The following is a 23,380-nucleotide window of genomic DNA, read 5'->3' on the forward strand; positions in this document are numbered from 1 at the left end:
CGGTGCCTTGGTCGGGCGAGGGTGGTCGTGGGCCCCGCGCGGGGACCGGCGATCGGACGGCCCTTCGCGGGTCGGACTCGGGCGACAGTGTAGTGCCGTGGGCCCTCGTCGCGAAACACCACCCTCGCGCGGGCGATACGGCCAAGGCCATGGCGCGTCCGCGGCAGGCTTGATAAGAGGTGGCCCCTGGAGAGGCCGATGCGCTGGGCTGCCCGCTATACGTTCTGCGATCCGCTGTGGCGCGGGCGCGCGCGGCTGATCGTCGACCCCGAGCTCGAGGCCGTGCTGCGGCACGCGCTGGTCGAGCGACGCGGCGCCGACGCGCCGTGGCGCGAGCTGCTCGACGCGTTGGTGCCACGGGAGCGCGGCGTGCCGGTGTGGATGTTGGTCGGCACCGACGACACCGCTCGCCTGCTCGCGCCGCACTGGCCGGGGGTTCGCTTCGTGGCGATGGATGCGATCGAGGACCGCGTGGCCCGTGCGCCATGGGAGATTGCGCTGGTGACCTTCGTGCGCGGCGAGCACGAACGTCCGCTCGGCGCCGCCGCGGACGACGGCGACGACGCGCGCCGCTTCGCCGGGCCGACCCGTGATCTGCTCGACGACGTCGCGGCTGCGATGGGCCGCGGGCGCATGGCGGTGGTCACCGCGGTCGACGACGATCTCGCCTACGACGAGTTCGCTGCGCTGCTGCGGCCGCGCCTGCCCGACGCCAAGATCTACGCCGGCTACGCCCCGGGCATGTTCGCGTTCGTCGAGTTCGATGCCGAGTCCGACGACGACGACGACGACGACGACGACGACGACGAGGCGCCGACGCAGACCCGCGCGCCGCAGTGGGACGACGACGACGACGACCTCGACGCGCTCGCGGAGGAGCCGGTGCCGTTGTCGTTCGACAACACCCTGGGCCCCGGTGATCCGGCGCTCACGGTGTGGCTCGGCATCGTCGGCAACGCCGCCGAGCTCGCCGAGGGGCTCACGCTGGTCGAGCTGCCCGAGGACGACGTGGTCGAGCCCGCCGGGGTCGTGGCCGGCCTGCGCCGGCAGCTGCACGAGACCCGCCGCGCGGCGGAGCTCGCCGGGCTCGAGCGGCAGCGCCAGGTCGAGCGCATCGACGCGCTCGAGGCCGACAACGCCGCGCTGCGCGAGGCCCTCGCCCAGGTCCGCGAGCAGCTGGCCGGTGCGCTCGATCCGAGCGGTGCCGCCGAGCGCATGGACGCCGTGCTGGCGCGGGAGCAGAGCCTGCGCTGGCGCGTGGCCGGGCTCGAGCGCGAGCTGTCGCAGCTGCGCGTGCGTCCGGTCGACGAGCTCACCGCCGAGCTCGAGCACCTGCGGGCGGCGGCCGGGGCTGCGGCCACGGCCACGTCGGACGAGGACGCCGCCTCGACCGGCGCGATGGCCCGCGAGTCCTCCGCGCCGCGGGCTGCTGCCTCGGCACCAGCACCGGTGGGCGCCACCGACGAAGCGCTGCCGCACCGGATCCCGCCACCCGATGCGGCCCGACGCATCGCCCGCTATCGCGGAGCTTCGGGGCGTGCGGCTGCGCTGCAGGCGGTCGAGTCGTTGCTGCGTCGCTTCGAGCTGGGGGCGATCGAGCGCACCGCGCTTCGCCGCGAGCTCGCGGGCCTGCGACGGCGCCTGCGGGGCTGAACGCTTTCGCGCCCGTGCACGCCACAAGTGCTAAGCTGCGGGCTTCAACGAGGCGCGTTCCCCCAGGGCGCGTCCGCACCGAACCAAGGTCCGGTCACCCGCGGGTCTGACCAGCCCGAGTGCCGACAAGGCCGGACCCTCACCCATGGAGATCATCCGTCATGCGAGTCTCGCCCCATGGGCCGAAGCCCGATTGGACTGCAATGGAGACAGCCTTCGAGCACAACGCGCCCGAGACCCATAGCTACCTCGACCTGAAGACCGGCCAGGTCGCCACGATCGTCGACTCGCGCCCCGAGGACGACGAGAAGCGTCAGCTCATCCGCCGCAGCGAGGGCCGCTTCGTGCACCTCGATCCGGCGTCGTCCCGCGAGCAGTACCGCTGGATGGAGCGCTTCGTACAGTCGGTCGCCGACGACGCGTTGCGCGAGCGGCTGATCCTCGCAATCGACGGCAAGGGCGCGTTCCGACGCTTCAAGGACGTATTGCTGTCGTATCCGGTCGAGCGCGACCGGTGGTTCACCTACCGCGGCAACCTGCTGCACATCTACATCAACGGCTGGCTCGAGGCCCAGGACATCCTGCTCGGTGAGGAGCCGCCGTGGGGCATCCCGGATCAGCCGCCCGAGCCCGACATCCCGCTGGAGAAGCCCATCGGGCAGCGCGGCGAGGGCCCCACCGAGACCCTGCGTCGACAGGCGCGCGAGCTGGTCGACACCTTGCCCGCGCTCGAGCTACCGGCCCTCATCGCGTACATTCGCTTCCTCAGCGACCGTGCGCCGTCGGTGGTCGAGGGCGCCGAGCGACCCGAGTGACCGAGCCGCCCGCGCCGTCGACGTCCACGGGTGACGCAGGCGCGCGCGCGGGCCTGCGTCGCTTCATCGGCGTCGATCTCGGTGGCGGCCGCGGCAAGACCACCGCGGTCGCGCGGCTCGAGCACACCGAGCACGACGGCATCTGGCGGCTGGTGCTGGCCGACGCGAAGCTGCGCTACGGCCAGCGCGGCACCGGCCGCGACGACGAACCGAGCGGCGGCGACACGTTGTTCCGCGACGACGTGCTGGTCGACTACCTCGAGCGCTGGACCGACGCCCACACGCTGGTGGCGATCGATGCTCCGCTGACGCTGCCGGCGTGCATCCGCTGCACGCTGCCGTGCCCGGGGGTCGAGCGCTGCGAGGTGCCGGTCGTGCAGTGGATGCGTGCGTGGGCGCCCCGCCTGCGCGCGCGCGGGCGCAGCGACCCCGGCAAGCCCGCGGTGACGCCCTATACCCAGCGGGCCGCCGAGCTGTTGCTGCAGGGCCTCGGGCTGTCGCCGCGCGAATCGCTGGGGCAGGGCACCGGCCCGCTGGCGGCGCGCGCGAGCTTCCTGCGCCGCCGGCTGTCGCCGCGGCTGCGACTGCACGAGAACCTGCTCGAGGTGGCGCCCGCGCTCACGCTCGTGCAGTGGCTCGGCAGCGATCGCACGCGCGCGCTCTACCACGGCGATCAAGCGACGGTGTGGGAGCAACGCAAGCGCGTGCTGCATGCGCTCGCGAAGGGGCTCGCGTTCGAGTACGTGTGGCCCGAGATGGTGGTCCGCAACGTCCACGTCTTCCACGCCGTCATCTGTGCCTTCACCGCGTCGCTGTGGGCGAGCGGGCGCTGCTCCTCCGCGGCGCAGCTGGCGGCCGGCGAGCAGGGCACCGAGGTCACCGCCGCGGCCGCGGCGGCGCTCGGCACGATGTGGCTGCAAGACGGCTGGATCGCGCTGCCGCGACGGCCCGCGACCTCGTCGCCTTGAGTTCGCGTCATGCTCTCGGGCAGCGATCGCATGCGACGACGTCAGTTCTCCCGCGCATTGGCCGGCGCCGCGGTGGTCGGCTGCGGCCCGCGGGCGACCCCGGGCACGCCACGCTCACCCGAGCGCGAGGCGGTGCGCGAGGTTGCCGGCGCACGGCTGCGGATCCGCAGCGAAGGGCGTGAGCCCGCCGCCTTGCCACTGCTGTCGAGCTGGGCCGCCGACGCCGCCGCGATGATCGCCGCCTACTACGGCGGGCGGATGCCGGTGCCGGATCTCGAGCTCACCTTGGTCGCGACCTCCGGCCGTGGCGTCGGCTTCGGGAGTCATCGTGACGGTCGGTGGATCCGCGTGCGCTACGGCCGACAGACCGATGCCGAGGGCTTCCGCGCCGACTGGGTGATGGTCCACGAGCAGCTGCACGCGTGCTTCCCCGACCTGCCCGACGATCAGCGGTGGATGCAGGAAGGACTCTCGACGTACCTCGAGCCCATCGTGCGCGCGCGGGCCGGCGCGCTGTCGGTGACGCGGGTGTGGGAGCGCTGGACCGCATCGATGCACCACGGCCGACCGGGGCCCGGCGATCGCGGCCTCGCCAACACCCACACATGGGGCCGCACATACTGGGGCGGCACGTTGTTCTGGTTCATGGTCGACCTCGAGCTGCGCGAGGCCAGCGGTGGTCGAGCGAGCATCCGCGACGCCGTGCGCGGCATCGTCGCGGCGGGAGGCAACGCGCGGCAGGACTGGAGCACCGCGCGCGTGTGCGAGGTCGGCGATCGGGCCACCGGCCACGCGGTGCTGTCCTCGGTGTTCGCACGCCTGGCGGCGGCGCCCGGCGACGTCGATCTCGACGACATCTGGCGCTCGCTCGGTGTGCGCATCGACGACGACGGCGGGGTCTGGCTCGACGACACTGCGCCGGGCGCTGCGACCCGGCGTGCAATCACCTCGGCCTGACGCGTCAGCGCGACTTCGGCGACTCGGGGCCCACGCGACGCGCCAGCCACACCAGCAGCCCGACCTTCCAGTCCTTGCCGACGTCGACCAGGGCGAGGTGGAGATCGTGGTGGACCTTCTCGTCGTAGATCAGCGCGCCGAGGGTGCCTTCGCCCTTGGCCACGCGATCGGCGACGATGGCGACGGCTGCCGCGGCGTTGCGGACGTTGGTGAGCGAGTGCTCGAACTCGGCGGTGAGGCGGCCATCGGGATCGTGCAGCAGCGTCGGCGCGGCGCCGTCGGCGGGGACCTCGAGCGGCGCCAGCTTGCCGCGTACGTCGGCGACCTTCCCGCGCAGCGCATCGACGTCGGGGCCGATGTCGCGATCGACCTTGGCGAGCCCGCGGCTGGCGTCGGCGACCACACCGTCGACGAAGGTGGCGGTGTCCCGGGCCTTGCGCAGCGTGGCCACGAACTCGTCCTCGTACGCGGGGTCGCCGATGAAGGCGCCGACGCTGCCGCGACCGGCGGCGATCTCGGTGGTGTTGACCTCGAGCTTCCCGAGGGTCTGCTTGACCGACAAGATGGTGTTCTCGTCGTTGAGCTCGGCGAAGGTCGAGGAGATGCCCGAGAGGCCCGACTCGACCTTGTCGGACAGCTCGACGAAGTTCTCGCGGAACTGCCCCAGGCTCTCGCTCATCGAGGCGGTCGACTGGATGCGGTGATCGGCCGGTAGCGGGTCGCGGCCGCCGGCGGTGATGTTGATCATCTGGTCGCCGAGCACACCGCTGCTGACGACCGTCGCGCGGCTGTCGCTACCGATGGTCGCGAGGCTGTCTTCGCGCACTCGCATGGTCACCTGCACGCGCTTGTGGTCGGTGTTGTAGCGGGCACAGACCCCGTCGGGTCCGCGCCACGCCACCCGTCGGGCGCGGCGGCGGAACTCGGTGGTGACGCAGACCTCGTCGGACGCACAGTCGCCGTCGTCGAGGCAGGGGCGGTGCATCGCTTTGGCGACGTAGCCCTCGAGCGACGCGCACAGGCCGTTGGTCGCGCAGAACAGCATCGCGTCGCAGTCGTTGCTGCGGCGCTCGCCGTGGCGGCCGAAGTCCTCGGTCAAGGGGTCGCACACGTAGCGCCGGGTCACGAAGTCGATCGCCTGCACCGAGCCGATGCGGACCCCCGCGAGCTGCACGGTGCTGTCGCGACGCAGCCCCGTGATGGTGCGGAAGTCCGTGACGACCTCGGTGGTGCGGACCCAGAACGCCTGCTGCTGGCCGACCAGGAACAGCCCACCGAACAGCAACAAGCCCAGTGCGACCACGACGAGGCCGACCACGCGGGGCGAGATGCTGCGGCGCCGACCGGCCATGCTAGGCCGCCAAGCATGACACGGCCGCTGGAGCGACGTAAGTGCGTGCGCCGCTTGCGACGCTCCGCCGCTGCGGCCGCTGGTGCGTGCGCCTGCGCTACGTTCCGCCCCAGCGGCGCTCGACGCGGTAGTGGGCGCCACGATGTCCCAGCACCGACGAGTGCAGCGCGAAGCCGTCGACATCGAACGTCGCGGTACGCAGGAGGCCGTGGTGGGCGAAGAACGCTGCGAGCCGTTGCTGCGGTGCGTCGTGCAGGCGTGCGAGCGTGACGTGTGGGGCGAACTTGCGGGCGTCGGGTGGCAGGCCGATGCTGCGCACTGCTCGATCGATGCGCTGGGCCAGCTCGGTCACCGGCGCAGGCTCGTCGACGCCGATCCACAGCACCCGCGGCTGGCCGCGCGGCGGGAAGCAGCCCACGTGGGCGAGCGTGAGCGGGAAGGGCTCGCACCGCACCTGCGCGAGCGCGTCGTGGAGCTCGCGCAGCGGTGCACCCTCGAGCTCACCGATGAAGCGCAGCGTGAGGTGGAGGTTCTCGGCCGGCTCCCAGCGGGCCCCCGGGATGCCGCCGCCGACCAGCGCGAGGTGCTCCCGCACCGGCGCGGGCAGCTCGAGCGCAACGAACACACGCATGGCGAGCTCAGGCCTCGGGGCGGCCGCGCGCGAGCTTGCGCTGCAGGCTTCGCCGATGCATGCCGAGCCGACGCGCGGCCTCCGAGACGTTGCCGCCGCAGTCGGTCAAGACCTTCTGCAGGTGCTCCCACTCGACCTCGTCGAGCGGGCGCGGCGAGCTCGGGGCCTCGACCTCGGTGACCGCGAGCGTGCGATCGAAGCTCGCGAGGATCTCGTCGACGCTCGCGGGCTTGGTCAGGTAGTGCATCGCGCCCAGCTTGATGGCCTCGACCGCGGTCGCGATGCTGCCGTAGCCGGTGAGCACGATGATGCGCAGACCCGGCGTGATCCCCAGCAGCTCCGACACCACCTCGAGGCCGCTCTTGCCGGGCATGCGCAGATCGACGAGCGCGCGCTCGGGTTGCCACGCACCGGCCTCGGCGATCGCGTCGTCGCCGTTGTGCGCCACCACCACCCGGAAGCCTCGGCGTCGTAGCGCGCCCGCGAGCGCGCCGCAGAAGACCTTGTCGTCATCCACCAGCAAGATGGTCTCTTGCGTGTCGCCTTCGACCTCGGTTGCGCCCGCGTTCATCGTCCCAATCCCGTCATCGGTCCGAGCAGTGCCATCGGGTCCGGCGGTCGTAGCGTGACCCGCACGGTGACCTTGGTACCCCGGCCTGGCGTCGATTGTAGATCGAGTCGGCCGCCGAGCTGGCGCATCTGTGCCTGCGCGAGATAGAGCCCCAGGCCCATGCCCTGTCCCTCGGGCTTGGTGCTGAAGAAGGGATCGAACACCATCGCCGCGACGCTCGGTTCCATGCCGGCGCCGTCGTCCTCGACCTCGATGACCCCCTCGTCACCGTCGACGTCGATGCGCACGGTGACGCCGCGGGTGCCGGGCTTGCGGCGACAGGCCTCGGCGGCGTTGGTGACCAGCTCCCGCACGATCTGGCCCAGGGATGCACGCGCCAGCGTGGTGGTGCCGCGCAGCTCGCGGGTCGCCGCGGTGGCCACGAACGTGAGCTTCACGCCCTCGGGATCGTCGAGCTCGTCCTGCAGCTCGCACAGGAACCACGGTTGTGCGTCACGGGCCGATAGCGCGCTCACGCGCACCTCGGGGCTGGCCATGCGATGCAGGATGTCCTTGCACCGCTCGACCTCGCGCTTGATGGTGTCGATCGCCGTGCGCTGCTCCTCGGGTTCCATGTGCGGCAGCTCGCCCGCGAGGAGGTTCACGGTGCCCAGCGGCGTGCCGAGCTCGTGGGCGGCACCGGCCGCGAGCGTGCCGAGGGCGGCGAGGTGTTGATCCTGGATGGTCGCGTCGCGCAGCTGTTCGAGCTCGGCGCGCGATCGTGACAGGGCACCCATCAGCTGTTGGACCAACCACGCCACGAGCGCTCCAAGGCACAGCAGCGCGAGCCAGCTGCCGTGCAGCAGGCCGCGACGTTCGCTGCTGCCGTGCGCGATCGAGTTCGCGACCATCAAGGCGCCGAAGCCCAGCACCGCGATGCCGACGGCCGCGGCGGCCCAGCGGGGCGAGAGCGCGGTCGCGAGCACGATCGGCACCAGCAGCAGCGCGGTGAAGGGGTGATCGGCGCCGCCGGAGAGCTGCAGCAGCACCAACGAGACCAACAGATCGAGCAAGACCTGCGCGCCCACGAACCCGGGCGTGATCACGTCGCGCGAGGCCGCCCATAGCCGCGTGCCGACGTTGCACGAGCCCCACACGAGCAGCACCGCGACGCCGGCGCGCCACGGCGGCACCGCGGTGGTCCAGCCGAGGGCGTGGTCGGCCGACGGCGGTGACCACCAGCGCACGACGAACACCAACGCCCACAGCCCGAGCAGCAGCCAGCGCGTGGTCACGAGGGTCTGCAGGGTCAGCGCGTGGCTGTGTCGAACGTGCTGCGCCACCCTGTGTCCTGGCCCGTCGATGGGCGTCAGCGCGGTTTGCCGGTGCGAACGGCGGGGTCGGTCGACTTGCGTCGGGGCTCGCGCGCCGCGTCGCCGGGCTCTGCGGCGGCGCTGCGGGCCGGACCCGCGGGCACCGAGGGCAGGCGGCCCTTGAACAGATCGCCGAGACTGCCGAGCGAGGTGCCGGCCTTCGCCACGCCGCTGCGGAAGTCGCGGAAGTTCCGTCGCGCCTCGGCCTCGGCGACCTTGCGGACGCTGAGGCGCAGCTTGCCGCCGGCGTCGCGTCGCAGCAGCACGACCTCGATGCTCTGCCCGATCTCGTACGTGCGCCGCGGATCGCCACCGGGCGGCAGGTCGAGCTCTGCGGTCGGCACGAAGCCGCCGCCCTGGGCGGTGTCGACGAAGATGCCGTTGCCTTCGATGCGCGCGACCGTGCCGGTGAGCACTTCGTCGGCGGGCGCCTTGCTGCTGACCGCGTCCGGCTGCACCAACGCCTTCATCGACAGGCTGATGCGCGCGCCGCCCTTGGCTGCACTCTCGATCGACAACACCTTCACGCGCACCGACTCGCCGACGCTCACGACGTCGTTCGGCGACGCGACGCGGCCGTGACCGAGCTCCGAGATGTGGACCAGGCCCTCGACGCCACCCAGGTCGACGAAGACGCCGTAGGGCTGGATGGTCTGCACGATGCCTTCGAGCTCGGCGCCAACCTCGAGCTTCGACAGCAATTGCTCGGCCCGGGCGGCGCGCTCGGCCTGCAGCAGCGCGCGCCGTGACACGATCACGCTGCGGCCACCCTCGCGGACCTCGATGACGCGGAAGAAGTGGCGCTGACCGACCCAGTTGGCCAGCTCGCCCGACGGGCCGATCTCGACCTGGCTGGCGGGGCAGAACGCGCGGACGTTGCCGACCATCACCTCGAGCCCGGCCTTGACCGCCTTGACGATCTCGCCCTCGACGGGGGTGCCACCTTCGACCGCGGCCTCGAGCATCGTCACGTCGATGTCACCGCGCCCGAGCTGCATCGCGACGATCGGCGCCTCGCGGCCGCCCGGGTTCACGACCGTCACGCGCACGCGATCGCCGAGTCCGACCCGCAGCTTGCCGTCGCCGTCGACGACGCTGCCGCGATCGAGCCGGGCCTCGGCCTTGGTGCCGACGTCGACGAACACCGTGTCGTCGCCGATCGCGACCACGGTGCCGTCGACCACCTCACCGGCGCGGAGCTTGCGGGCGCGCGGGGCGTTGCTCGCGGATTGTTCGAACAGCGCCGCGAAGTCGTCGTCGGAGGCCATCGCGGCCGACTATCGCCCCAGCGCCCGGCGCGATGCAAGCCGCGGCAATCGGGCCGCGAAGCGGGCATCCCGGACGCCGCTCGCCTCGCGGCGTCAGAGCTTGCGCATGTCGGGCAGCGGCGGCAGCGGCTCGCCGACGTTCTTCGGGCGCCAGTTCTGCACCACGTCGACGTAGCCGTCCTTGGTCAGGCGAATCTCGTGGGCGGTGTCGTCGCCCACGGGAACCTTGATCTCGCACGGCGTCTCGCACTGCTCGGTGCCGTCGACGAACACCTTCGCGCCGGGCACGTTGGCGCGCACCAGCGCGCGGTTGAACGGGTAGCTCTTGGGGTTGTTCGCGGGCGTCTCGGGCGCGGCGGTGGTGTTCGCCGGCGGCGTGGTCTCGGTGCCCTGCGACTTGCTGCCGCCGAGATCGCCGAACACCAGCACCACCACCAGCAGCAGCGCCAGGCCGCCCAGGCCCAGCACGATCAGCAGGCCCTTCTTGTCGACGTTGGAGTGGTGCCCGGCCGGCATCGGTGCGGTCGCGGGCATCGACTGCGGCACCTGCATCGAGCCGGTGCTGTGCTGGGCGCCGACCGACATCACCTTGCTGCTGTCGGGCGGGCGGCCCTCCTTCATCGCACGCAGCGCGCCGATGCAGTGGCCGATGAGCTCGGCGAAGCGACCCGCGGTCTGGATGCGCTTCGCCCGGTCCTTGCGCAGGCCCATCAGCATCACGCGCGCGGTCTCGGTGCTCGCGCGTCGCGGCGCCGGGACCTTGGCGCGCACGTGCTTGAGCATCGTCGCCATCGGGGTCTCGGCCGAGAACGGCGGGCGGCCCTCGATCATCTCGTAGAGGATGCAGCCCAGCGAGTAGATGTCGGTGCGGTGATCGAGCGGCAGGCCGTTGCACTGCTCGGGCGACATGTACTGCGGCGTGCCGAACACCTCGCCGGCCTGGGTCAGGCGCGTGGCGTCGACGCCACCGGCGATGCCGAAGTCGAGCACCTTCACGACCTTCGACACGCCGACGGTCTCGATGAAGATGTTGTCGGGCTTCAAGTCGCGGTGGAACACACCGTGCTCGTGGGCTTCGCTGAGGCTCTCGGCGACCTGCCGCGCGACCTGCAGCGCCTCCATCTCGGGGATCGCTCCGCGCTCCATCCGATCGGCGAGGCTCTCGCCGGTCAGCAGCTCCATCACCATGTACGGCCGACCGTCCTCGGTCTCGCCGTGCTCGAACACGCGGATCGTCGAGGGGTGACGCAGCTGGCTGGTGATCTCGAGCTCGCGACGGAAGCGGCTGAGGAACTTGCGATCGGAGGTCGAGTCCGATCGCACGAGCTTGATGGCGACCTTGCGCTCGACCTGGGCGTCCCAGGCTTCGTAGACGACGCCCATGCCGCCCTCGCCGATCACGTCCGTGATGCGATAGCGGCCGGCGATCGTGCGGCCGAGATCATCCGACACGACCATCTCGATGCTCGATGCCGAGGCGCCGGCGAGGGAGGTCTCCGCCGACACCGTCGACGGATGGGGCGAGGTGGCGGCGTGTCCGCTCGCATCCGCGTCGCGGCTCGGCCCCGACGCATCGAGGCGCGCGGTCTTCTGGAACCCTGTCGGACGATCGGCCATGGGAGGGAGAAACGAGCGAGCGTGAGGGGAGTCCGGTAAGCAAGTGTACTCCGACCTTCGCGGCGCGCCCAAACGGCAGACCTGTGCCGGGGCGGTTCGAACGGGTGGCGGAGCGCGCGGGTATCATCTCGGACGGGTCGGGCAGGTCGGACGGCTCGGACGGGTCGGGCGGCTCGGGCGGCTCGCCGCCGTCGTCGTCGCCCTGTCGTGGGGAGGGCGCGCCCGGGCGAGCGGCGTACATGGCACGGGCGCGCGCGGTTGCCAACCGCTTTTGCGGGGCTCGCGGCGCGTCTGGATCGAACCCAAGCGCGGCGATTGGCCGCGGTTGCGAGACCGGGCGCATGGCCCGATCGGTCGTCGCGTGAACGACGTTTCGACGCGGTCGCCCGCGCGGCACTGGCCCCGCGACGAGGGCGTGAGCGGGGCCACACCGATGCCGGTGCGCGTGCGGGCGCCCTTCGGTGCAACTGGAGTCTCTGGTTCGCCGCGTGCCTTGCTGGCGATCCGCGCGATCCACTGGTGGATGGCCCATGGACCGCGATCGCTGGGCACCGTGCGCGGGGTACCACGCGCGCGTGATCGCCCGCCGGCGCGGGCCCCCGCCGTGGGCGCGGGGCCCAAACCCGCACGGGCCCCGCCAAGCCGCAGGCCCGCGCTGCGCGGCCGGGCTGGCCGTCGGCGCGCGATTGTGGTGTGAAGGGCCCATGCGATCCGCCGCTGCTCGGTCCTCCGATACGACCCCCGACGCCGGGCCCTACGTCTGTCAGCACAAGGTCCGGGTGGTCACCGCGGCGTCGCTCTTCGACGGCCACGATGCTGCGATCAACGTCATGCGGCGGATCCTGCAGAGCAGCGGCGCCGAGGTGATCCACCTCGGCCACAACCGCGGCGCCGAGGAGGTCGTCGACGCGGCGATCGAGGAGGACGCGCAGGCGATCGCGTGCAGTTCCTATCAGGGCGGACACGTCGAGTACTTCGAGTACATGCACGATCTGCTGCGCGCCAAGGGTGCGGGGCACATCACGATCTGGGGCGGTGGCGGCGGGGTCATCGTGCCCCGCGAGATCGAGGCGCTGCACGCCTACGGGATCGCGCGCATCTTCAGCCCCGAAGACGGTCGCAACTTCGGCCTGCAGGGGATGATCGACATGATCCTGCGCGGCGCCGATGTCTCGACCGCGCCCGCCGATCCGATCGCCGAACTGGCGAAGCTGGGGCAGGGCTCGGCCATCCGGCCCGAGCCGGGGGCCGTGAGCCGCCTGGCGCGACTCATCTCGGTGCTCGAGCGCGAGGACGCGGCCGCGGCGGCGCTGCGGGCCGCGATGCAGTCGCGGCCAGTGCCGACGGTGCCGACGCTCGGGGTCACCGGCACCGGCGGTGCCGGCAAGAGCTCGCTGTGCGACGAGCTGATCCTTCGGCTGCTGCGGGATCATCCCGATCGCTCGCTGGCGATCATCTCGGTCGATCCCACGCGTCGGCGCACCGGCGGTGCGCTGCTGGGGGATCGCATCCGCATGAACGCGCTGCGCAACCCACGGGTGTACATGCGCTCCATGGCCACGCGCGACGCCGGTCGCGAGCTCGCCAAGGCCACCGATGACGCGGTGCGGCTGTGCAAGCTGGCCGGCTACGACCTCGTCATCGTCGAGACCAGCGGCATCGGGCAGGGCGACGCCGAGATCACGCGGCTGGCCGATCGCACGCTGTACGTGATGACCGCGGAGTACGGCGCGCCGTCGCAGCTCGAGAAGATCGAGATGCTCGATGTCGCCGACCATGTCGCCATCAACAAGTTCGAACGTCGCGGCAGCAAGGACGCGCTACGGGACGTCCGCAAGCAGCTGCGACGCAACCGCAAGCTCTTCGATCCCAGCGTGCCCGACGACGCGCTGCCGGTGTTCGGCACCGTCGCGAGTCGCTTCAACGACGCCGGCGTGAACGGCCTGTACGGCGCGTTGTGTCGCTCGCTGTCGGAGATCGGCGAGCGTCCGTGGCGCTCGGCGGTGCCGGCCGACCAGGTGAAGGTCGCATCCGAGACCAGCGATCTCATCGCGCCCGATCGCGTGCGCTACCTGGGTGAGATCGCCAGCTGCGTGCGCAGCTACAAGAAGTCCGTGGCGGTGCAGGTCGAGGCCGTGCGCGAGCGTGCGGCGCTGCGGCGCGTGGCCGCGCTACCGGGCGCGCCCGCCGAGACCGGCGCGTGGCTCGAGCAGGCCATCGCGCGCGCCGATCGGGCGGTGTCGGCCGATGCCGAGCGGGTGCTGCAATCGCTGCCGGCGCTGCGCGAGGCCTACGCGCAGCCCGAGTACGTGGTGAAGATCCGCGCCAGCGAGGTCCGCTACCCCACACACACGCAGACGCTGTCGGGCACGCGGGTGCCGCGGGTGTGCCTGCCGGCGGACGACGAGCCCGGCGCGTTGGTGCGCTTCGGCCTGCTCGAGGGCGCGCCGGGGGAGTTCCCGTTCACCGGCGGCGTGTTCCCGTTCAAGCGCGAGGGCGAGGATCCCAAGCGCATGTTCGCCGGTGAGGGCGGGCCCGGCCGCACCAACGAGCGCTTCCACTACCTGTCGGCGGGCGAGCCGGCCAAGCGGCTGTCGACCGCGTTCGACTCGGTCACGCTCTACGGCCAGGACCCCGACGAGCGCCCCGACATCTTCGGCAAGATCGGCGAGAGCGGCGTGTCGGTGTGCACGCTCGACGACGCCAAGGACCTCTACGCGGGCTTCGATCTGTGCGCGCCGAACACCAGCGTGAGCATGACGATCAACGGCCCCGCGCCGATCCTGCTGGCGCTGTACATGAACACCGCGATCGATCAGCAGGTCGCGCTGCGCGAGGCCGAGCTCGGTCGCGCGCTGTCGGCCGACGAGTGGGCGACGCTGCGCGATCGCACGCTGCAGCAGGTCCGCGGCACCGTGCAGGCCGACATCCTCAAGGAGGACCAGGCGCAGAACACCTGCATCTTCTCGACCGAGTTCGCGCTGCGGATGATGGGCGACATCCAGGCCTACTTCGTGGCGAAGCAGGTGCGCAACTACTACTCGGTGTCGATCAGCGGCTACCACATCGCCGAGGCCGGTGCGAACCCCATCAGCCAGCTGGCGTTCACGCTCTCGAACGGCTTCACGCTGGTCGAGTACTACTTGGCGCGGGGCCTGAAGGTCGACGACTTCGCGCCCAATCTGAGCTTCTTCTTCTCGATGGGGCTCGACGCCGAGTACACCGTGATCGGCCGGGTCGCCCGGCGCATCTGGGCCATCGCGATGCGCGATCGCTACGGCGCGGCCGAGCGCAGCCAGAAGCTCAAGTACCACGTGCAGACCAGCGGTCGCTCGCTGCACGCCCAAGAGATCGACTTCAACGACATCCGCACCACGCTGCAGGCGCTGTTCGCCTACTACGACCACTGCAACAGCCTGCACACCAACGCCTACGACGAGGCCATCACGACGCCGACCGAGGCCAGCGTGCGTCGGGCGATGGCGATCCAGCTCATCATCACCAAGGAGCAGGGCCTCGCGAAGTGTGAGAACGCCCTGCAGGGCTCGTTCATCGTCGAGACCCTGACCGAGCTGGTCGAGGAGGCCGTACTCGACGAGTTCATGCGGCTCGACGAGCGTGGCGGCGTGCTCGGGGCGATGGAGCGGCAGTACCAGCGCGGCAAGATCCAGGACGAGAGCCTCGACTACGAGCACCGCAAGCACAGCGGCGCGCTGCCGATCGTCGGCGTGAACACCTTCGTGAACCCCGATCTCGACGTGAACGCCCAGGCCGCCGCGATGCAGATCACGCGGGCCAGCGAGGCCGAGAAGCGGGCGCAGATCGAACGGCTCGAGAGCTTCCAGCAGCGGCACGCCGATGCCGCCCCGGCCGCGCTCGCGAAGCTGCGCCAGGTCGCGCTCGCGGGCGGCAACATCTTCGAGGAGCTGATGAACACCGTGCGCGTGGCCAGCCTCGGGCAGATCACGCACACGCTGTTCGAGGTCGGCGGCGAGTACCGCCGCTCGATGTGATCGCCGCGCACGATCACACGACGCCGGCGTCGAAGCACTGTACCGCGTCGTCGTCGTCGCCGCCGCGTGGCCGTAGCCACGCGCACGGCGGCAGCGGCAGGTCGATGGTGACCAGCACGTACGCGCGCCGGTGCGCGTACGCTTCGAGCCGTGCGAGCACGGCCTGCAGCATCGCGCCGTTGCACGGGGCGTACATCACGTAGACGCTGCCGTCGGGCAGGATCTCGCGCGCGTCGCCGTGCACGAACGAGACCCTCACGTCGCCGAGCGACGCCGCGATGTGGCGGGCCGCCGCCACCAGCGGTGCCTGCAGCTCGACGCCGGTGGCGGTCGCACCGGTCAGCAGCGCGGCCAGCATCACCACGCGGCCGAGCCCGGCGCCGATGTCGACCAGCGTGTCGTGCCGGCGAAGCGGCGCGCGCTCGACCAGACCGAGGATCGCGTCGACACCGGCGGGCAGGTACGGCACCGCGCCGCGGGGCAGCGGCGAGTCGGGCGGCAGGGCCGGTAGGTCGAGCGCGACGTCGAGCCATCCATCGCGCAGCTCGACCGGCTGCCGGCGGATGCGATCGCGCAGCGTCGCACCGCGCAGCCGGCCGGCTGCGATCGCAGTGCGGGCCTGCAGCGCGTCGGCTCGCCACGTCGAAGGCATCGCTCGATCGCATCTTGTCGCGCGGCGGCAGGGCTCGGCAAGGCACCGGTGGACACGGCCCAAATCGCACCATGGAACATGGCGGTGCCCGCTTGCGCAGCGGGCCTCGGCCCGCCGCGTCGGTGGGCCGGGAGCGAGGGGGTGATGCGCGGTGCTTGCAAATATAGCCAACATGCTATATAGCGAAGTGAGCATGAACGAAGAGGCGCGCCTGAACCACGTCTTCGCGGCCCTGGCCGACCCGACGCGGCGATCGATCCTGCGCCGCCTCGCGCAGGGCGATGCGACCGTCGCCGAGCTCGCGGCGCCCTTCGAGATGGCGCAGCCCACGATCTCGCGACACCTGCGCGTGCTCGAGGACGCCGGGCTCATCCGCACCGCTCGCGATGCGCAGCGACGTCCACGCAGCTTGGTCGTGGGTGGGCCGCTGGCGGCCGCCGACGTATGGCTCGCGCCGTTCCGGGCGCAGTGGGAGCGCCGCCTCGATCGCCTCGAGTCCTTCCTCGGTGGGCGTGCGACCGCGGCCGCGCGCCCATCGACGACCGCCACGGCACCCCGACGATCACGACGAAAGGCCGGCAAGACCCCATGAACCATCACATCGACCACTCGACCCTCACGATCGCCTTCGAACGCACGGTGCCCGCCTCCCGCGAGGAGGTCTTCGACGCGTGGACGCGGCCGGAGCAGCTCTCGCAGTGGTGGGATCCGACCGGCGCGAAGCTGGCGCGCTGCGAGATCGATCTGCGCCCGGGCGGCAGCTTCTGCTTCGTGAACGAGGGCCACAGCCCGCCGTTCACCGGTACCTACGAGCGGGTCGAGCCGCCGGCGAAGCTGGTGTTCGAGGCGCTCGGCTCGATCGGCACCGTCGTGCTCGATACCGTCGCCGAGGGCACGCGCATGCGTGTCACGATCCGCTGCAGCTCGGCCGAGCAGCTCGCCCACCTGCTGCAGGTCGGCGCGGCCACCAACACCGATCGCACGCTCGACAATCTCGTGCACTTCGCCCGACGACGTCGCGGCTCTCTCGCCCCGTGAGCTGCCTTCGCTCGGAGGGGTGGATGCCGTCGTCGGCTCCGTGTCGCCGGCTGCGTCAGAACGCGTGCGTGGCCCCCTCGGGGCCTGGGAACGGCACCACCACCACGTCGGATCGCTCCTGCACCGGGGACTGACTGCCGTCGAGGACGCCGCGAAGGTTGCCGGCGACGATGAACACACCGATGCTCTTGCCCTGTGTGGGCTGATGGCCTGCCATCTCGCCCCAGTGTGCGTCGTAGTACCAGTTCATCGCGACTTGGCCGTCGGCGCCGACGTTTCCGCCGTTGACGTCGAGTCCGTACCAGTACTGCATCGCGGCCGATGCGTGCCACTGCCCACCGATGTTCTCGACCAGGCCAAGTGTGTAGTAGAGCGGGCCGTCCCAGCCGGGCGGGACGATGTCGGGCCAGCGCCCGTCGCCGTCCTTCTTGTCGAACTCGACAAACACGCCACCGTTGCCGTCGGTACCGCCGTCGACGCGGAACTCGACCCGCGTCAGCGTGGTCGTGATCGGCCAGTCGGCGAGCTCGGGCGGGTTGTCATGCAGCACGACGTCGTGGAGGTCGATCGCAGTGACCGAAGGTCCGCCGCCGCTCGAGCTGCCCACGTCGATGCCGTGCGAAGTGCTCGACTCGCCCGACTCGACCCCGGCCGACGTCGTGGCCGCGCTGCCACTGCTGCTGGCGTCGAGCGCGTTGCCGGATCCTCCACTGCTGCCGTCGGCAGCCGTGCCTGCGAATGGCCGCCCGTCGGTCGGCGCGCGACAGCCCACGCTGGGCGCGAGCAGTACGGCGCAGCAAAGTGCGAACCTCACGAACGACGGTGGGGACGTCATCTTTGGGGTGGCCTCCTCGAGTCCGAGCATGGGCCGGTGCTGCGGTGGCCGGGGGAGTTCTTTTCCACGGGCTTGCTGCGGTCTTGCAGGGCGCGGCCAGTGGGCTCGCGGAGCCTCCGAGGTGCGCCACGAGCGGGGCGGCGATCACCGCGTCACCCCGCCGGCGGGATCATCATGCAGGTCTCGCCGACGATGCCCGCGAGCGCGTCGCCGACCACGTCGGTGTACTGCGTGGTGTCGTCGATGTCGCCCCACGTCGGGGCCTCGCCGAAGCTGCTCAAGAACTGCCACACCGGATCGTCGTTGGCCTGCACGCAGCTGTCGATGAGGCCCGCGGTCAGCACACACTCGTCGCCGCCGCAGCCGGCCTTCACGGCGGTGATCATGTCGTGGTAGGCGGCGGTGCCCTCGGGTGACTTGTCGGGCTCGTCGGTGAGGATGAAGATCATCAGCACCGCACCCTCGTCGCGGAAGAAGCCGGCGTTGTCGGCCGCGTTGGCCGGGTGCGCGGCGTAGCCGGCCCCCGCCGACGACATCTCGAACGAGCAGCCGGTCTCGCCCGCCGCCACCGCGGCGCCGGTGAACCACGCCTTCAGGGCCGCGGGGTCCTGGTCGGTCGTGGTCGCGAAGTAGTTCATGCCCATGTACTGGTACAGCCGACCCTGCGAGCCGTTGCCACCGTTGTTGCCGCCGTCGGGGGTGTCGTAGTGGTCGAGGATCGCCTGCATGCTCGCGGTGCTGTGGCAGTTGAGCGTGGCCTCGCTGCACGAGCAGCCGCCGCTGCCGCAGTTGAAGTCGGTGGTGGTGATGCCGACGTGGAGGTCGGTGCCCGGCGGCAGGTTCGAGACCATCGCATCGACGAAGCCGGGGAACGCGGCCGCGAGCGCCTCCTGGTAGGGGCCCATCGACGGCGAGTTGTCGATCACGAACAGCAGGTCCACGAAGGTGCAGCCGTCGTTGCCGTCGGTCACGTTGCCGGTGGTGCCGGGCGAGCCGACATCGAGCTTGAGCCCGCCGGTGGCGTCGGTGCTGTCGGCCGCGGTGCTGCCGACGGTGGTCGCGGTGCCGCTTTGCGCCGAGGTGCTGGTGTCGGCCGCCGTCATGCCGCCCGTGGCCGTGGTGGTCGCCGAGCCCGAGTCGAACGGTGAGCTGGTGCCGTCGCCATCGCTGCCGCAGGCCGTGGCCGCCGCCATCGCCCCCGCCATCACCCATGACGCCGCCGTGATTCCGACCCGAGTTGCCATGACGACACCACGCTAGCAGGACCGACGCGCTTCGGAACTGGCGCGGCGGTGTGTCGCTCTGCTAAAGACGTGCGCGCGCATGCGGATCACCCTGGCGTTGCTCCTCGCGGTCGCGACCTGTGATGGTCGCAGCCCCTCGGCCCCGAGCCCCGAGCCCGCCGCCGCCACGCCGGCGAAGGGCGACGCACCGGCACCCATCGCGATCGAAGCCAGCCCGGCGCCACCCGCCGCGCCCGCGGCTGCTGCGGCGCCCGCCGCCACGCCCGCGGCGCTGCCGGTCGCACCCGACGGCACCGCGATGCTGCCGTGTCCGGCCGGCAGCCCCGACGACATGGCCTGCATCCCGGGCGGCCCGTTCATCCGCGGCGCCGACGATGGCCCCGAGAACGCTCGCCCGGCGGCGACGGTGTGGGCGCAGACGTTCTTCATGGACCGTCACGAGGTCACCTACGCGCAGTACAACGCGTGCATGAAGGAGAAGGGCTGCCCCAAGGCCCGGCCGCGCTACACCGACTACGATCACCCGAACATGCCGATGACCGGCGTGAGCTGGTTCGACGCGGTCGAGTACTGCCGCATCATGGGCAAGCACCTGCCCAGCGAAGCGCAGTGGGAGAAGGCGGCGCGCGGCCCCGATGGCGCGCGCTATCCGTGGGGCAACGATCCGGTCACCTGCGAGCGCGCGATCTATCGCGACGCCAGCGGTCGCGGCTGCGGCCTGAAGAAGCAGTTCAGCAAGCCCGAGACCGGACGCCCGTGGGACGTCGGCTCGCGTCCGGCCGGCGTCTACGATCTCTTCGACATGGTCGGCAACTCGTGGGAGTGGGTCGCCGACTGGAACAGCAAGAGCTGGGCGAGCTGCGGTGCCGACTGCGAGGGCCTCGATCCCAAGGGCCCGTGCGCCGACCAGCCGACCTGCGCCACCACGCGCAACAAGATCGTGCGCGGTGGCTCGTGGTACTGGGAAGACGAGAAGGCCACCGGCATCTACCGGCGCGCGCACGTGCCCAGCAACGACCCGTTCCACCACTTCGGGTTCCGCTGTGCGGCCAGCCTCGACGAGGCCGCCGCGCTCGACGCTGCGAAGTAGCGCGCGGCGCCGCTACTCGAGGGTGTGGAAGACCTGCTGGACGTCGTCGTCCTGCTCGAGCTTGTCGATGAGCTCGATGACCTCGTCGGCCTGCGACTCCTCGAGCGAGGTGGTGTTCTTTGCGACCCACTCGAAGCCCGACGACACCACCGCGACGCCCTTGGCCTCGAGCCCGGTCTGCAGCGCGCCGAAGTTCTCCCGCGCGCAGCGCAGCACCACCAGCGGCTTGCCGTCGTCGTCCTGGCCGTCGACCATCGCCTCCAGGCCGTGATCGATGAGCTCGAGCTCGAGGCTGTCGCGGTCGAGGCCCTCGGGCGAGAGTCGGAACACCGCGAACTGGTCGAACATGAAGGCGACGCTGCCGCTCGAGCCGAGGTTGCCGTTGCCCTTCTTGAACGCGAAGCGCAGGTTGGCGACGGTCCGCGTGGGGTTCTCGGTCGCGCACAGCACCAACAGCGCGATGCCGTGCGGGCCGTAGCCCTCGTACAGCACCTCCTGGAAGTCGGCGCCGCCGCCGACGCCGGCGGCCTTGTCGATCGCGCCCTGGATCTTGTCCTTGGGCATGTTGGCCGCGCGTGCGTTCTGGATCGCGCGTCGCAGCGCCGCGTTGCCGGCGGGATCGGGCCCGCTGGCCTTCACGGCCATGCTGATCTGACGCCCGCAGCGCGTGAACGCCTTGGCGTCGCGATCGCCTCGCTTCATGATCTGCTGGCGGCGGTTCTCGAACGTGCGGCCCATGGCTGCCTTCTACCCGATGCCGCCGCCAACAGGAAAGGGGGGCCCCGCGGACGCGCGGACCCCCCCTTCACACGCACGCCGAGGCGGCGTGACGGCTACGGCGCGGTCTTGCCGGCCTTGATGACCTCGGCGTACAGCTTGTCCTTGCTGATGCCCTTGGCCAGCAGCGCGTCGGCCTTCTTCATCTCCTCGTCGATGAGGGCCTTGAACGCCTCCTTGGGCTGCGCGCCGCTCAGGTAGCGGCCGTTCACGAAGAACGCCGGCGTGCCGCGGGCGCCCAGCTGCGTGCCCTGCTTCTGGTTGTCGTCGACCTTCTTGCTGAGCGCCGGGTCGGCGAGGTCCTTCTTGAACTGCTCGACGTCGATGCCGATCTCGCCCGCCCACTTGACGAAGTTCTCGTCGGTGAGGTCCTTGTTGTTGGCGAACATCAGGTCGTGCATCTCCCAGAACTTGCCCTGCTTGCCGGCGGCCTCGGCCGCGAGCGCGGCCGGCTTGGCGCGGTTGTGCATGGGCAGCGCGTTGTGCTTGAACGCGATCGCGATGTCGTCGCCGTAGTCCTTGACCAGCTCGCCCATGGTCGGGACCACGCGGTTGCAGAACGGGCACTGGAAGTCGGACCACTCGACGATGGTGACCTTCGGCTGCGCGCCGCCCTTGGTGTACGCGTCGCCGACCTCGACCTTGTAGGTCGCCTTGGGGTCGGGCTGGCCGGGGCGCTGGGCCTTGGGGTCGGCCGCGCCGGGCTTGGCGGGGCCGCCGGCCGGCATCGCACCGATCTTGGCTTCGAGGCCGTCGAGCTTGGAGAGGATCGCGTCCTGCTTCTGCTCGATGCCGGCGATGGACTCCTGCAGCTTGGCGAACGAACCGGATCCCTGGCAGCCGATCGAGAGGCTCGCGGCGATGCCGATGCCGACCGCACCGGTGATGAACTTGTTCTTCATGATGTCATGACTCCTCATGGTGGTTTTGCTTCGTTGCCGACCTGTCGTCGGCGGTGATTCGTGGTTTCAGACCCGGAAACGAGACGACCCCAGGTCCTGGGTAGGCCCTGGGGTCGTCGTCCGCCGCGGTGCCCGTCGTGAGGGGCGTGCGGCGGAGGTGCCGTCAGGGGCCGTCGGCGACAGCCCCCTTGGCGTGTGCACGCTTAGGGAGCGGTCTTGCCGTTCTTGATGGTCTCTTCGTAGACCTTGTCCTTCGCGATGCCCTTGGCGATGAGTGCGTCGGCCTTCTTCATTTCCTCGTCGATGAGGGCCTTGAACGCTTCCTTCGGCTGCGCGCCGCTCAGGTAGCGGCCGTTGATGAAGAATGCCGGGGTTCCCCGTGCGCCCAGCTGGATGCCGAGCTTCTGCTGATCCGCGATCTTCTTCTTGACCTCCGGATCTTCCATGTCCTTCTTGAACTGCTCGACGTTGAGTCCGATCTCCCCCGCCCACTTGGCGAAGTTCTCATCGGTCAAGTCCTTCATGTTCTCGAAGATCTTGTCGTGCATCTCCCAGAACTTGCCCTGCTTGCCGGCCGCTTCGGCCGCCTGCGCCGCTGGCTGGGCACGGTTGTGCATCGGCAGCGGGTTGTTGTGGTAGACGACGCGAACGTCACCCTTGTACTCGTCGACGATTTCCTTGAGGGTCGGACCGACCCTCCCGCAGAACGGTCATTGGAAATCGGACCACTCGACGATCGTGACCTTCGCGTCGTCGGGGCCCTTGGACCAGCCAGAGACTGGAACCTTGTAGGTGACCTTGGGATCGGGCTGACCAGGGCGAGGGCCCTTGTCGGCACCGGGCTTCTGCGGCCCAGCTGCGGGTGCGTTGCCGATCTTCTGCTCGAGGGTGTCCAGTTTGGCGAGGATGGCGTCCTGCTTCTGCTCGATTCCAGCGATGGACTCTTGCAGCTTGGCGAACGATCCCGACCCCTGACAGCCCACCAGCAAGCCGGCGGCACCGAGCCAGGCGAGGCTCGGGTATCTGGGTTTCATGCGATATTGCTCCTTGGCGCTTGTGAAAGCGAAGACTCCCGACCCCTTGGGGACTTTGGGGGTTCCCGCGGCCCCAAGAACGTCGAGTGGGCGCGGAGCATATCGGGGGGTGTGGGGCACGACAAGCCCGGGGGCAACGGGGCGCGCCGCGCCGCGCGTGGGCGCAACGGGGGCGTGGGGCTGCCCTTGCGGGGCCCGTGAGCTGGCGCAGACCGTGGGCGAACGCAGCGCACGGGCGCACCCGTTGGGTCATGCGAGGGCCCGCGGCGGCCCCCCAGCGCCCATGAGAGGATCCAGCGCGATGGCCACCGAACTGCTCCCCCGCGACGATGCCGAGGCCCTGGCCCGCGACGAGGAGCTGCCGGTGGTGGCCCGCATGGCGGTGGAGATCCGCTCCGACGGGGTGCGGACGGTGGCGCGGGGGGCCATGGTCGACGCCGCGACCGACACCGAGGTGGCGATCGAGCTGCGGGCCTCGAGCATGCTCGAGCTCGCGGGGCAGCTGACCGGCATCTTCGTGCGCGAGCTGGGCCGGCGCATGCGGGTGCTGCCGCGGTTGTTGCCGGCCCTCGATCGCCCGCGTCGCAAGCCACGCTGACGCGGGCACGCCGG

22 protein-coding genes are annotated in these 23,380 nt (G+C 70.9%); 9 read left to right on the forward strand and 13 right to left on the reverse strand.

All coding sequences use genetic code 11. From position 1 onward, the window contains the following. Positions 1–198: 198 nt before the first annotated feature. From IPH07_02570 to IPH07_02585, 4 genes are all read left to right on the forward strand, one after another. Positions 199–1,653: a hypothetical protein gene (locus IPH07_02570; protein ID MBK6916262.1), complete on the forward strand. Its 1,455-nt coding sequence runs from the start codon at positions 199–201 to the stop codon at positions 1,651–1,653. Positions 1,654–1,814: 161 nt separating this feature from the next. Further along, positions 1,815–2,468: a hypothetical protein gene (locus IPH07_02575; protein ID MBK6916263.1), complete on the forward strand. Its 654-nt coding sequence runs from the start codon at positions 1,815–1,817 to the stop codon at positions 2,466–2,468. Continuing rightward, positions 2,465–3,436 carry a DUF429 domain-containing protein gene (locus IPH07_02580; GenBank protein MBK6916264.1) on the forward strand — a complete coding sequence of 324 codons (972 nt, stop codon included), beginning with the start codon at positions 2,465–2,467 and terminating at the stop codon, positions 3,434–3,436. The genes IPH07_02575 and IPH07_02580 overlap by 4 nt, the downstream gene beginning before the upstream one ends. A gap of 9 nt (positions 3,437–3,445) precedes the next feature. Then, positions 3,446–4,393 carry a hypothetical protein gene (locus IPH07_02585; protein MBK6916265.1) on the forward strand — a complete coding sequence of 316 codons (948 nt, stop codon included), beginning with the start codon at positions 3,446–3,448 and terminating at the stop codon, positions 4,391–4,393. Between the two features lie 4 nt (positions 4,394–4,397). Here the strand turns inward: IPH07_02585 and IPH07_02590 are convergent, their stop codons facing one another. From IPH07_02590 to IPH07_02615, 6 genes are all read right to left on the reverse strand, one after another. Continuing rightward, complete coding sequence (locus tag IPH07_02590) at positions 4,398–5,744, reverse strand: hypothetical protein (GenBank protein ID MBK6916266.1); 1,347 nt, start codon at positions 5,742–5,744, stop codon at positions 4,398–4,400. A 97-nt stretch (positions 5,745–5,841) separates the two neighbouring features. Then, positions 5,842–6,375, reverse strand: coding sequence for an RNA 2',3'-cyclic phosphodiesterase (thpR, locus tag IPH07_02595; GenBank protein ID MBK6916267.1), 534 nt, complete (start codon positions 6,373–6,375; stop codon positions 5,842–5,844). A gap of 7 nt (positions 6,376–6,382) precedes the next feature. Continuing rightward, positions 6,383–6,946: a response regulator gene (locus tag IPH07_02600; GenBank protein MBK6916268.1), complete on the reverse strand. Its 564-nt coding sequence runs from the start codon at positions 6,944–6,946 to the stop codon at positions 6,383–6,385. Then, on the reverse strand, positions 6,943–8,268 hold the full coding sequence (locus IPH07_02605; protein MBK6916269.1) for a HAMP domain-containing histidine kinase: 1,326 nt from the start codon (positions 8,266–8,268) through the stop codon (positions 6,943–6,945). Before IPH07_02605 ends, IPH07_02600 begins: the two co-directional genes overlap by 4 nt. Positions 8,269–8,294: 26 nt before the next feature. Continuing rightward, complete coding sequence (locus IPH07_02610) at positions 8,295–9,566, reverse strand: S1 RNA-binding domain-containing protein (GenBank protein ID MBK6916270.1); 1,272 nt, start codon at positions 9,564–9,566, stop codon at positions 8,295–8,297. Between the two features lie 93 nt (positions 9,567–9,659). Beyond that, on the reverse strand, positions 9,660–11,183 hold the full coding sequence (locus tag IPH07_02615) for a serine/threonine protein kinase (protein MBK6916271.1): 1,524 nt from the start codon (positions 11,181–11,183) through the stop codon (positions 9,660–9,662). A 704-nt stretch (positions 11,184–11,887) separates the two neighbouring features. Here IPH07_02615 and IPH07_02620 point away from each other — a divergent pair. Further along, positions 11,888–15,196 (forward strand): cobalamin-dependent protein, encoded by a 3,309-nt coding sequence (locus tag IPH07_02620; protein MBK6916272.1) that lies wholly within the window; start codon positions 11,888–11,890, stop codon positions 15,194–15,196. 13 nt (positions 15,197–15,209) lie between these two features. On the opposite strand, the gene IPH07_02625 is transcribed toward IPH07_02620, so the two are convergent. Beyond that, on the reverse strand, positions 15,210–15,848 hold the full coding sequence (locus tag IPH07_02625) for a class I SAM-dependent methyltransferase (GenBank protein ID MBK6916273.1): 639 nt from the start codon (positions 15,846–15,848) through the stop codon (positions 15,210–15,212). A gap of 193 nt (positions 15,849–16,041) precedes the next feature. Here IPH07_02625 and IPH07_02630 point away from each other — a divergent pair, with 193 nt between their 5' ends. Next, on the forward strand, positions 16,042–16,440 hold the full coding sequence (locus tag IPH07_02630; GenBank protein MBK6916274.1) for a winged helix-turn-helix transcriptional regulator: 399 nt from the start codon (positions 16,042–16,044) through the stop codon (positions 16,438–16,440). After that, positions 16,437–16,886: an SRPBCC domain-containing protein gene (locus tag IPH07_02635; protein MBK6916275.1), complete on the forward strand. Its 450-nt coding sequence runs from the start codon at positions 16,437–16,439 to the stop codon at positions 16,884–16,886. The genes IPH07_02630 and IPH07_02635 overlap by 4 nt, the downstream gene beginning before the upstream one ends. A 55-nt stretch (positions 16,887–16,941) precedes the next feature. Here IPH07_02635 and IPH07_02640 read toward each other — a convergent pair whose 3' ends face one another. Together IPH07_02640 and IPH07_02645 are read right to left on the reverse strand one after the other, a co-directional pair. Further along, positions 16,942–17,721, reverse strand: coding sequence for a hypothetical protein (locus IPH07_02640; GenBank protein ID MBK6916276.1), 780 nt, complete (start codon positions 17,719–17,721; stop codon positions 16,942–16,944). 152 nt (positions 17,722–17,873) lie between these two features. Further along, complete coding sequence (locus IPH07_02645) at positions 17,874–18,965, reverse strand: hypothetical protein (protein MBK6916277.1); 1,092 nt, start codon at positions 18,963–18,965, stop codon at positions 17,874–17,876. Positions 18,966–19,044: 79 nt separating this feature from the next. Between IPH07_02645 and IPH07_02650 the strand changes: the two genes are divergently transcribed. After that, complete coding sequence (locus tag IPH07_02650) at positions 19,045–20,055, forward strand: SUMF1/EgtB/PvdO family nonheme iron enzyme (protein MBK6916278.1); 1,011 nt, start codon at positions 19,045–19,047, stop codon at positions 20,053–20,055. A gap of 12 nt (positions 20,056–20,067) precedes the next feature. On the opposite strand, the gene IPH07_02655 is transcribed toward IPH07_02650, so the two are convergent. The 4 genes from IPH07_02655 to IPH07_02670 all read right to left on the reverse strand — a co-directional run bounded on the left by IPH07_02655 (position 20,068) and on the right by IPH07_02670 (position 22,768). Further along, positions 20,068–20,793, reverse strand: coding sequence for a YebC/PmpR family DNA-binding transcriptional regulator (locus tag IPH07_02655; GenBank protein MBK6916279.1), 726 nt, complete (start codon positions 20,791–20,793; stop codon positions 20,068–20,070). Positions 20,794–20,888: 95 nt separating this feature from the next. Beyond that, a complete protein-coding gene (locus IPH07_02660; GenBank protein MBK6916280.1) occupies positions 20,889–21,734 on the reverse strand; it encodes a thioredoxin domain-containing protein in 846 nt (281 codons plus the stop codon). Between the two features lie 203 nt (positions 21,735–21,937). Continuing rightward, entirely contained in the window at positions 21,938–22,408 is a 471-nt protein-coding gene (locus IPH07_02665; protein ID MBK6916281.1) for a DsbA family protein, read from the reverse strand. Positions 22,409–22,444: 36 nt separating this feature from the next. Then, positions 22,445–22,768: a hypothetical protein gene (locus tag IPH07_02670; protein ID MBK6916282.1), complete on the reverse strand. Its 324-nt coding sequence runs from the start codon at positions 22,766–22,768 to the stop codon at positions 22,445–22,447. Positions 22,769–23,069: 301 nt separating this feature from the next. Between IPH07_02670 and IPH07_02675 the strand changes: the two genes are divergently transcribed. Beyond that, the gene (locus tag IPH07_02675; protein ID MBK6916283.1) at positions 23,070–23,366 is read left to right on the forward strand and encodes a hypothetical protein; all 297 of its coding nucleotides are present in this window, start codon (positions 23,070–23,072) and stop codon (positions 23,364–23,366) included. Positions 23,367–23,380 lie beyond the last annotated feature (14 nt).

It is taken from the genome of Deltaproteobacteria bacterium, from assembly GCA_016709225.1.
Taxonomy (GTDB): Bacteria; Myxococcota_A; Polyangia; order Nannocystales; family Nannocystaceae; genus Xiheibacterium; species Xiheibacterium phototrophicum.

Coding starts and splice junctions, on each gene's coding strand:
- IPH07_02570 (MBK6916262.1), top strand. CDS start 199: ATGCGCTGGGCTGCCCGCTATACGTTCTGCGATCCGCTGTGGCGCGGG.
- IPH07_02575 (MBK6916263.1), top strand. CDS start 1,815: ATGCGAGTCTCGCCCCATGGGCCGAAGCCCGATTGGACTGCAATGGAG.
- IPH07_02585 (MBK6916265.1), top strand. CDS start 3,446: ATGCTCTCGGGCAGCGATCGCATGCGACGACGTCAGTTCTCCCGCGCA.
- IPH07_02590 (MBK6916266.1), bottom strand. CDS start 5,744: ATGGCCGGTCGGCGCCGCAGCATCTCGCCCCGCGTGGTCGGCCTCGTC.
- thpR (MBK6916267.1), bottom strand. CDS start 6,375: ATGCGTGTGTTCGTTGCGCTCGAGCTGCCCGCGCCGGTGCGGGAGCAC.
- IPH07_02600 (MBK6916268.1), bottom strand. CDS start 6,946: ATGAACGCGGGCGCAACCGAGGTCGAAGGCGACACGCAAGAGACCATC.
- IPH07_02610 (MBK6916270.1), bottom strand. CDS start 9,566: ATGGCCTCCGACGACGACTTCGCGGCGCTGTTCGAACAATCCGCGAGC.
- IPH07_02615 (MBK6916271.1), bottom strand. CDS start 11,183: ATGGCCGATCGTCCGACAGGGTTCCAGAAGACCGCGCGCCTCGATGCG.
- IPH07_02620 (MBK6916272.1), top strand. CDS start 11,888: ATGCGATCCGCCGCTGCTCGGTCCTCCGATACGACCCCCGACGCCGGG.
- IPH07_02625 (MBK6916273.1), bottom strand. CDS start 15,848: ATGCCTTCGACGTGGCGAGCCGACGCGCTGCAGGCCCGCACTGCGATC.
- IPH07_02630 (MBK6916274.1), top strand. CDS start 16,042: ATGAACGAAGAGGCGCGCCTGAACCACGTCTTCGCGGCCCTGGCCGAC.
- IPH07_02635 (MBK6916275.1), top strand. CDS start 16,437: ATGAACCATCACATCGACCACTCGACCCTCACGATCGCCTTCGAACGC.
- IPH07_02640 (MBK6916276.1), bottom strand. CDS start 17,721: ATGACGTCCCCACCGTCGTTCGTGAGGTTCGCACTTTGCTGCGCCGTA.
- IPH07_02645 (MBK6916277.1), bottom strand. CDS start 18,965: ATGGCAACTCGGGTCGGAATCACGGCGGCGTCATGGGTGATGGCGGGG.
- IPH07_02650 (MBK6916278.1), top strand. CDS start 19,045: ATGCGGATCACCCTGGCGTTGCTCCTCGCGGTCGCGACCTGTGATGGT.
- IPH07_02655 (MBK6916279.1), bottom strand. CDS start 20,793: ATGGGCCGCACGTTCGAGAACCGCCGCCAGCAGATCATGAAGCGAGGC.
- IPH07_02660 (MBK6916280.1), bottom strand. CDS start 21,734: ATGAAGAACAAGTTCATCACCGGTGCGGTCGGCATCGGCATCGCCGCG.
- IPH07_02670 (MBK6916282.1), bottom strand. CDS start 22,768: ATGAAACCCAGATACCCGAGCCTCGCCTGGCTCGGTGCCGCCGGCTTG.
- IPH07_02675 (MBK6916283.1), top strand. CDS start 23,070: ATGGCCACCGAACTGCTCCCCCGCGACGATGCCGAGGCCCTGGCCCGC.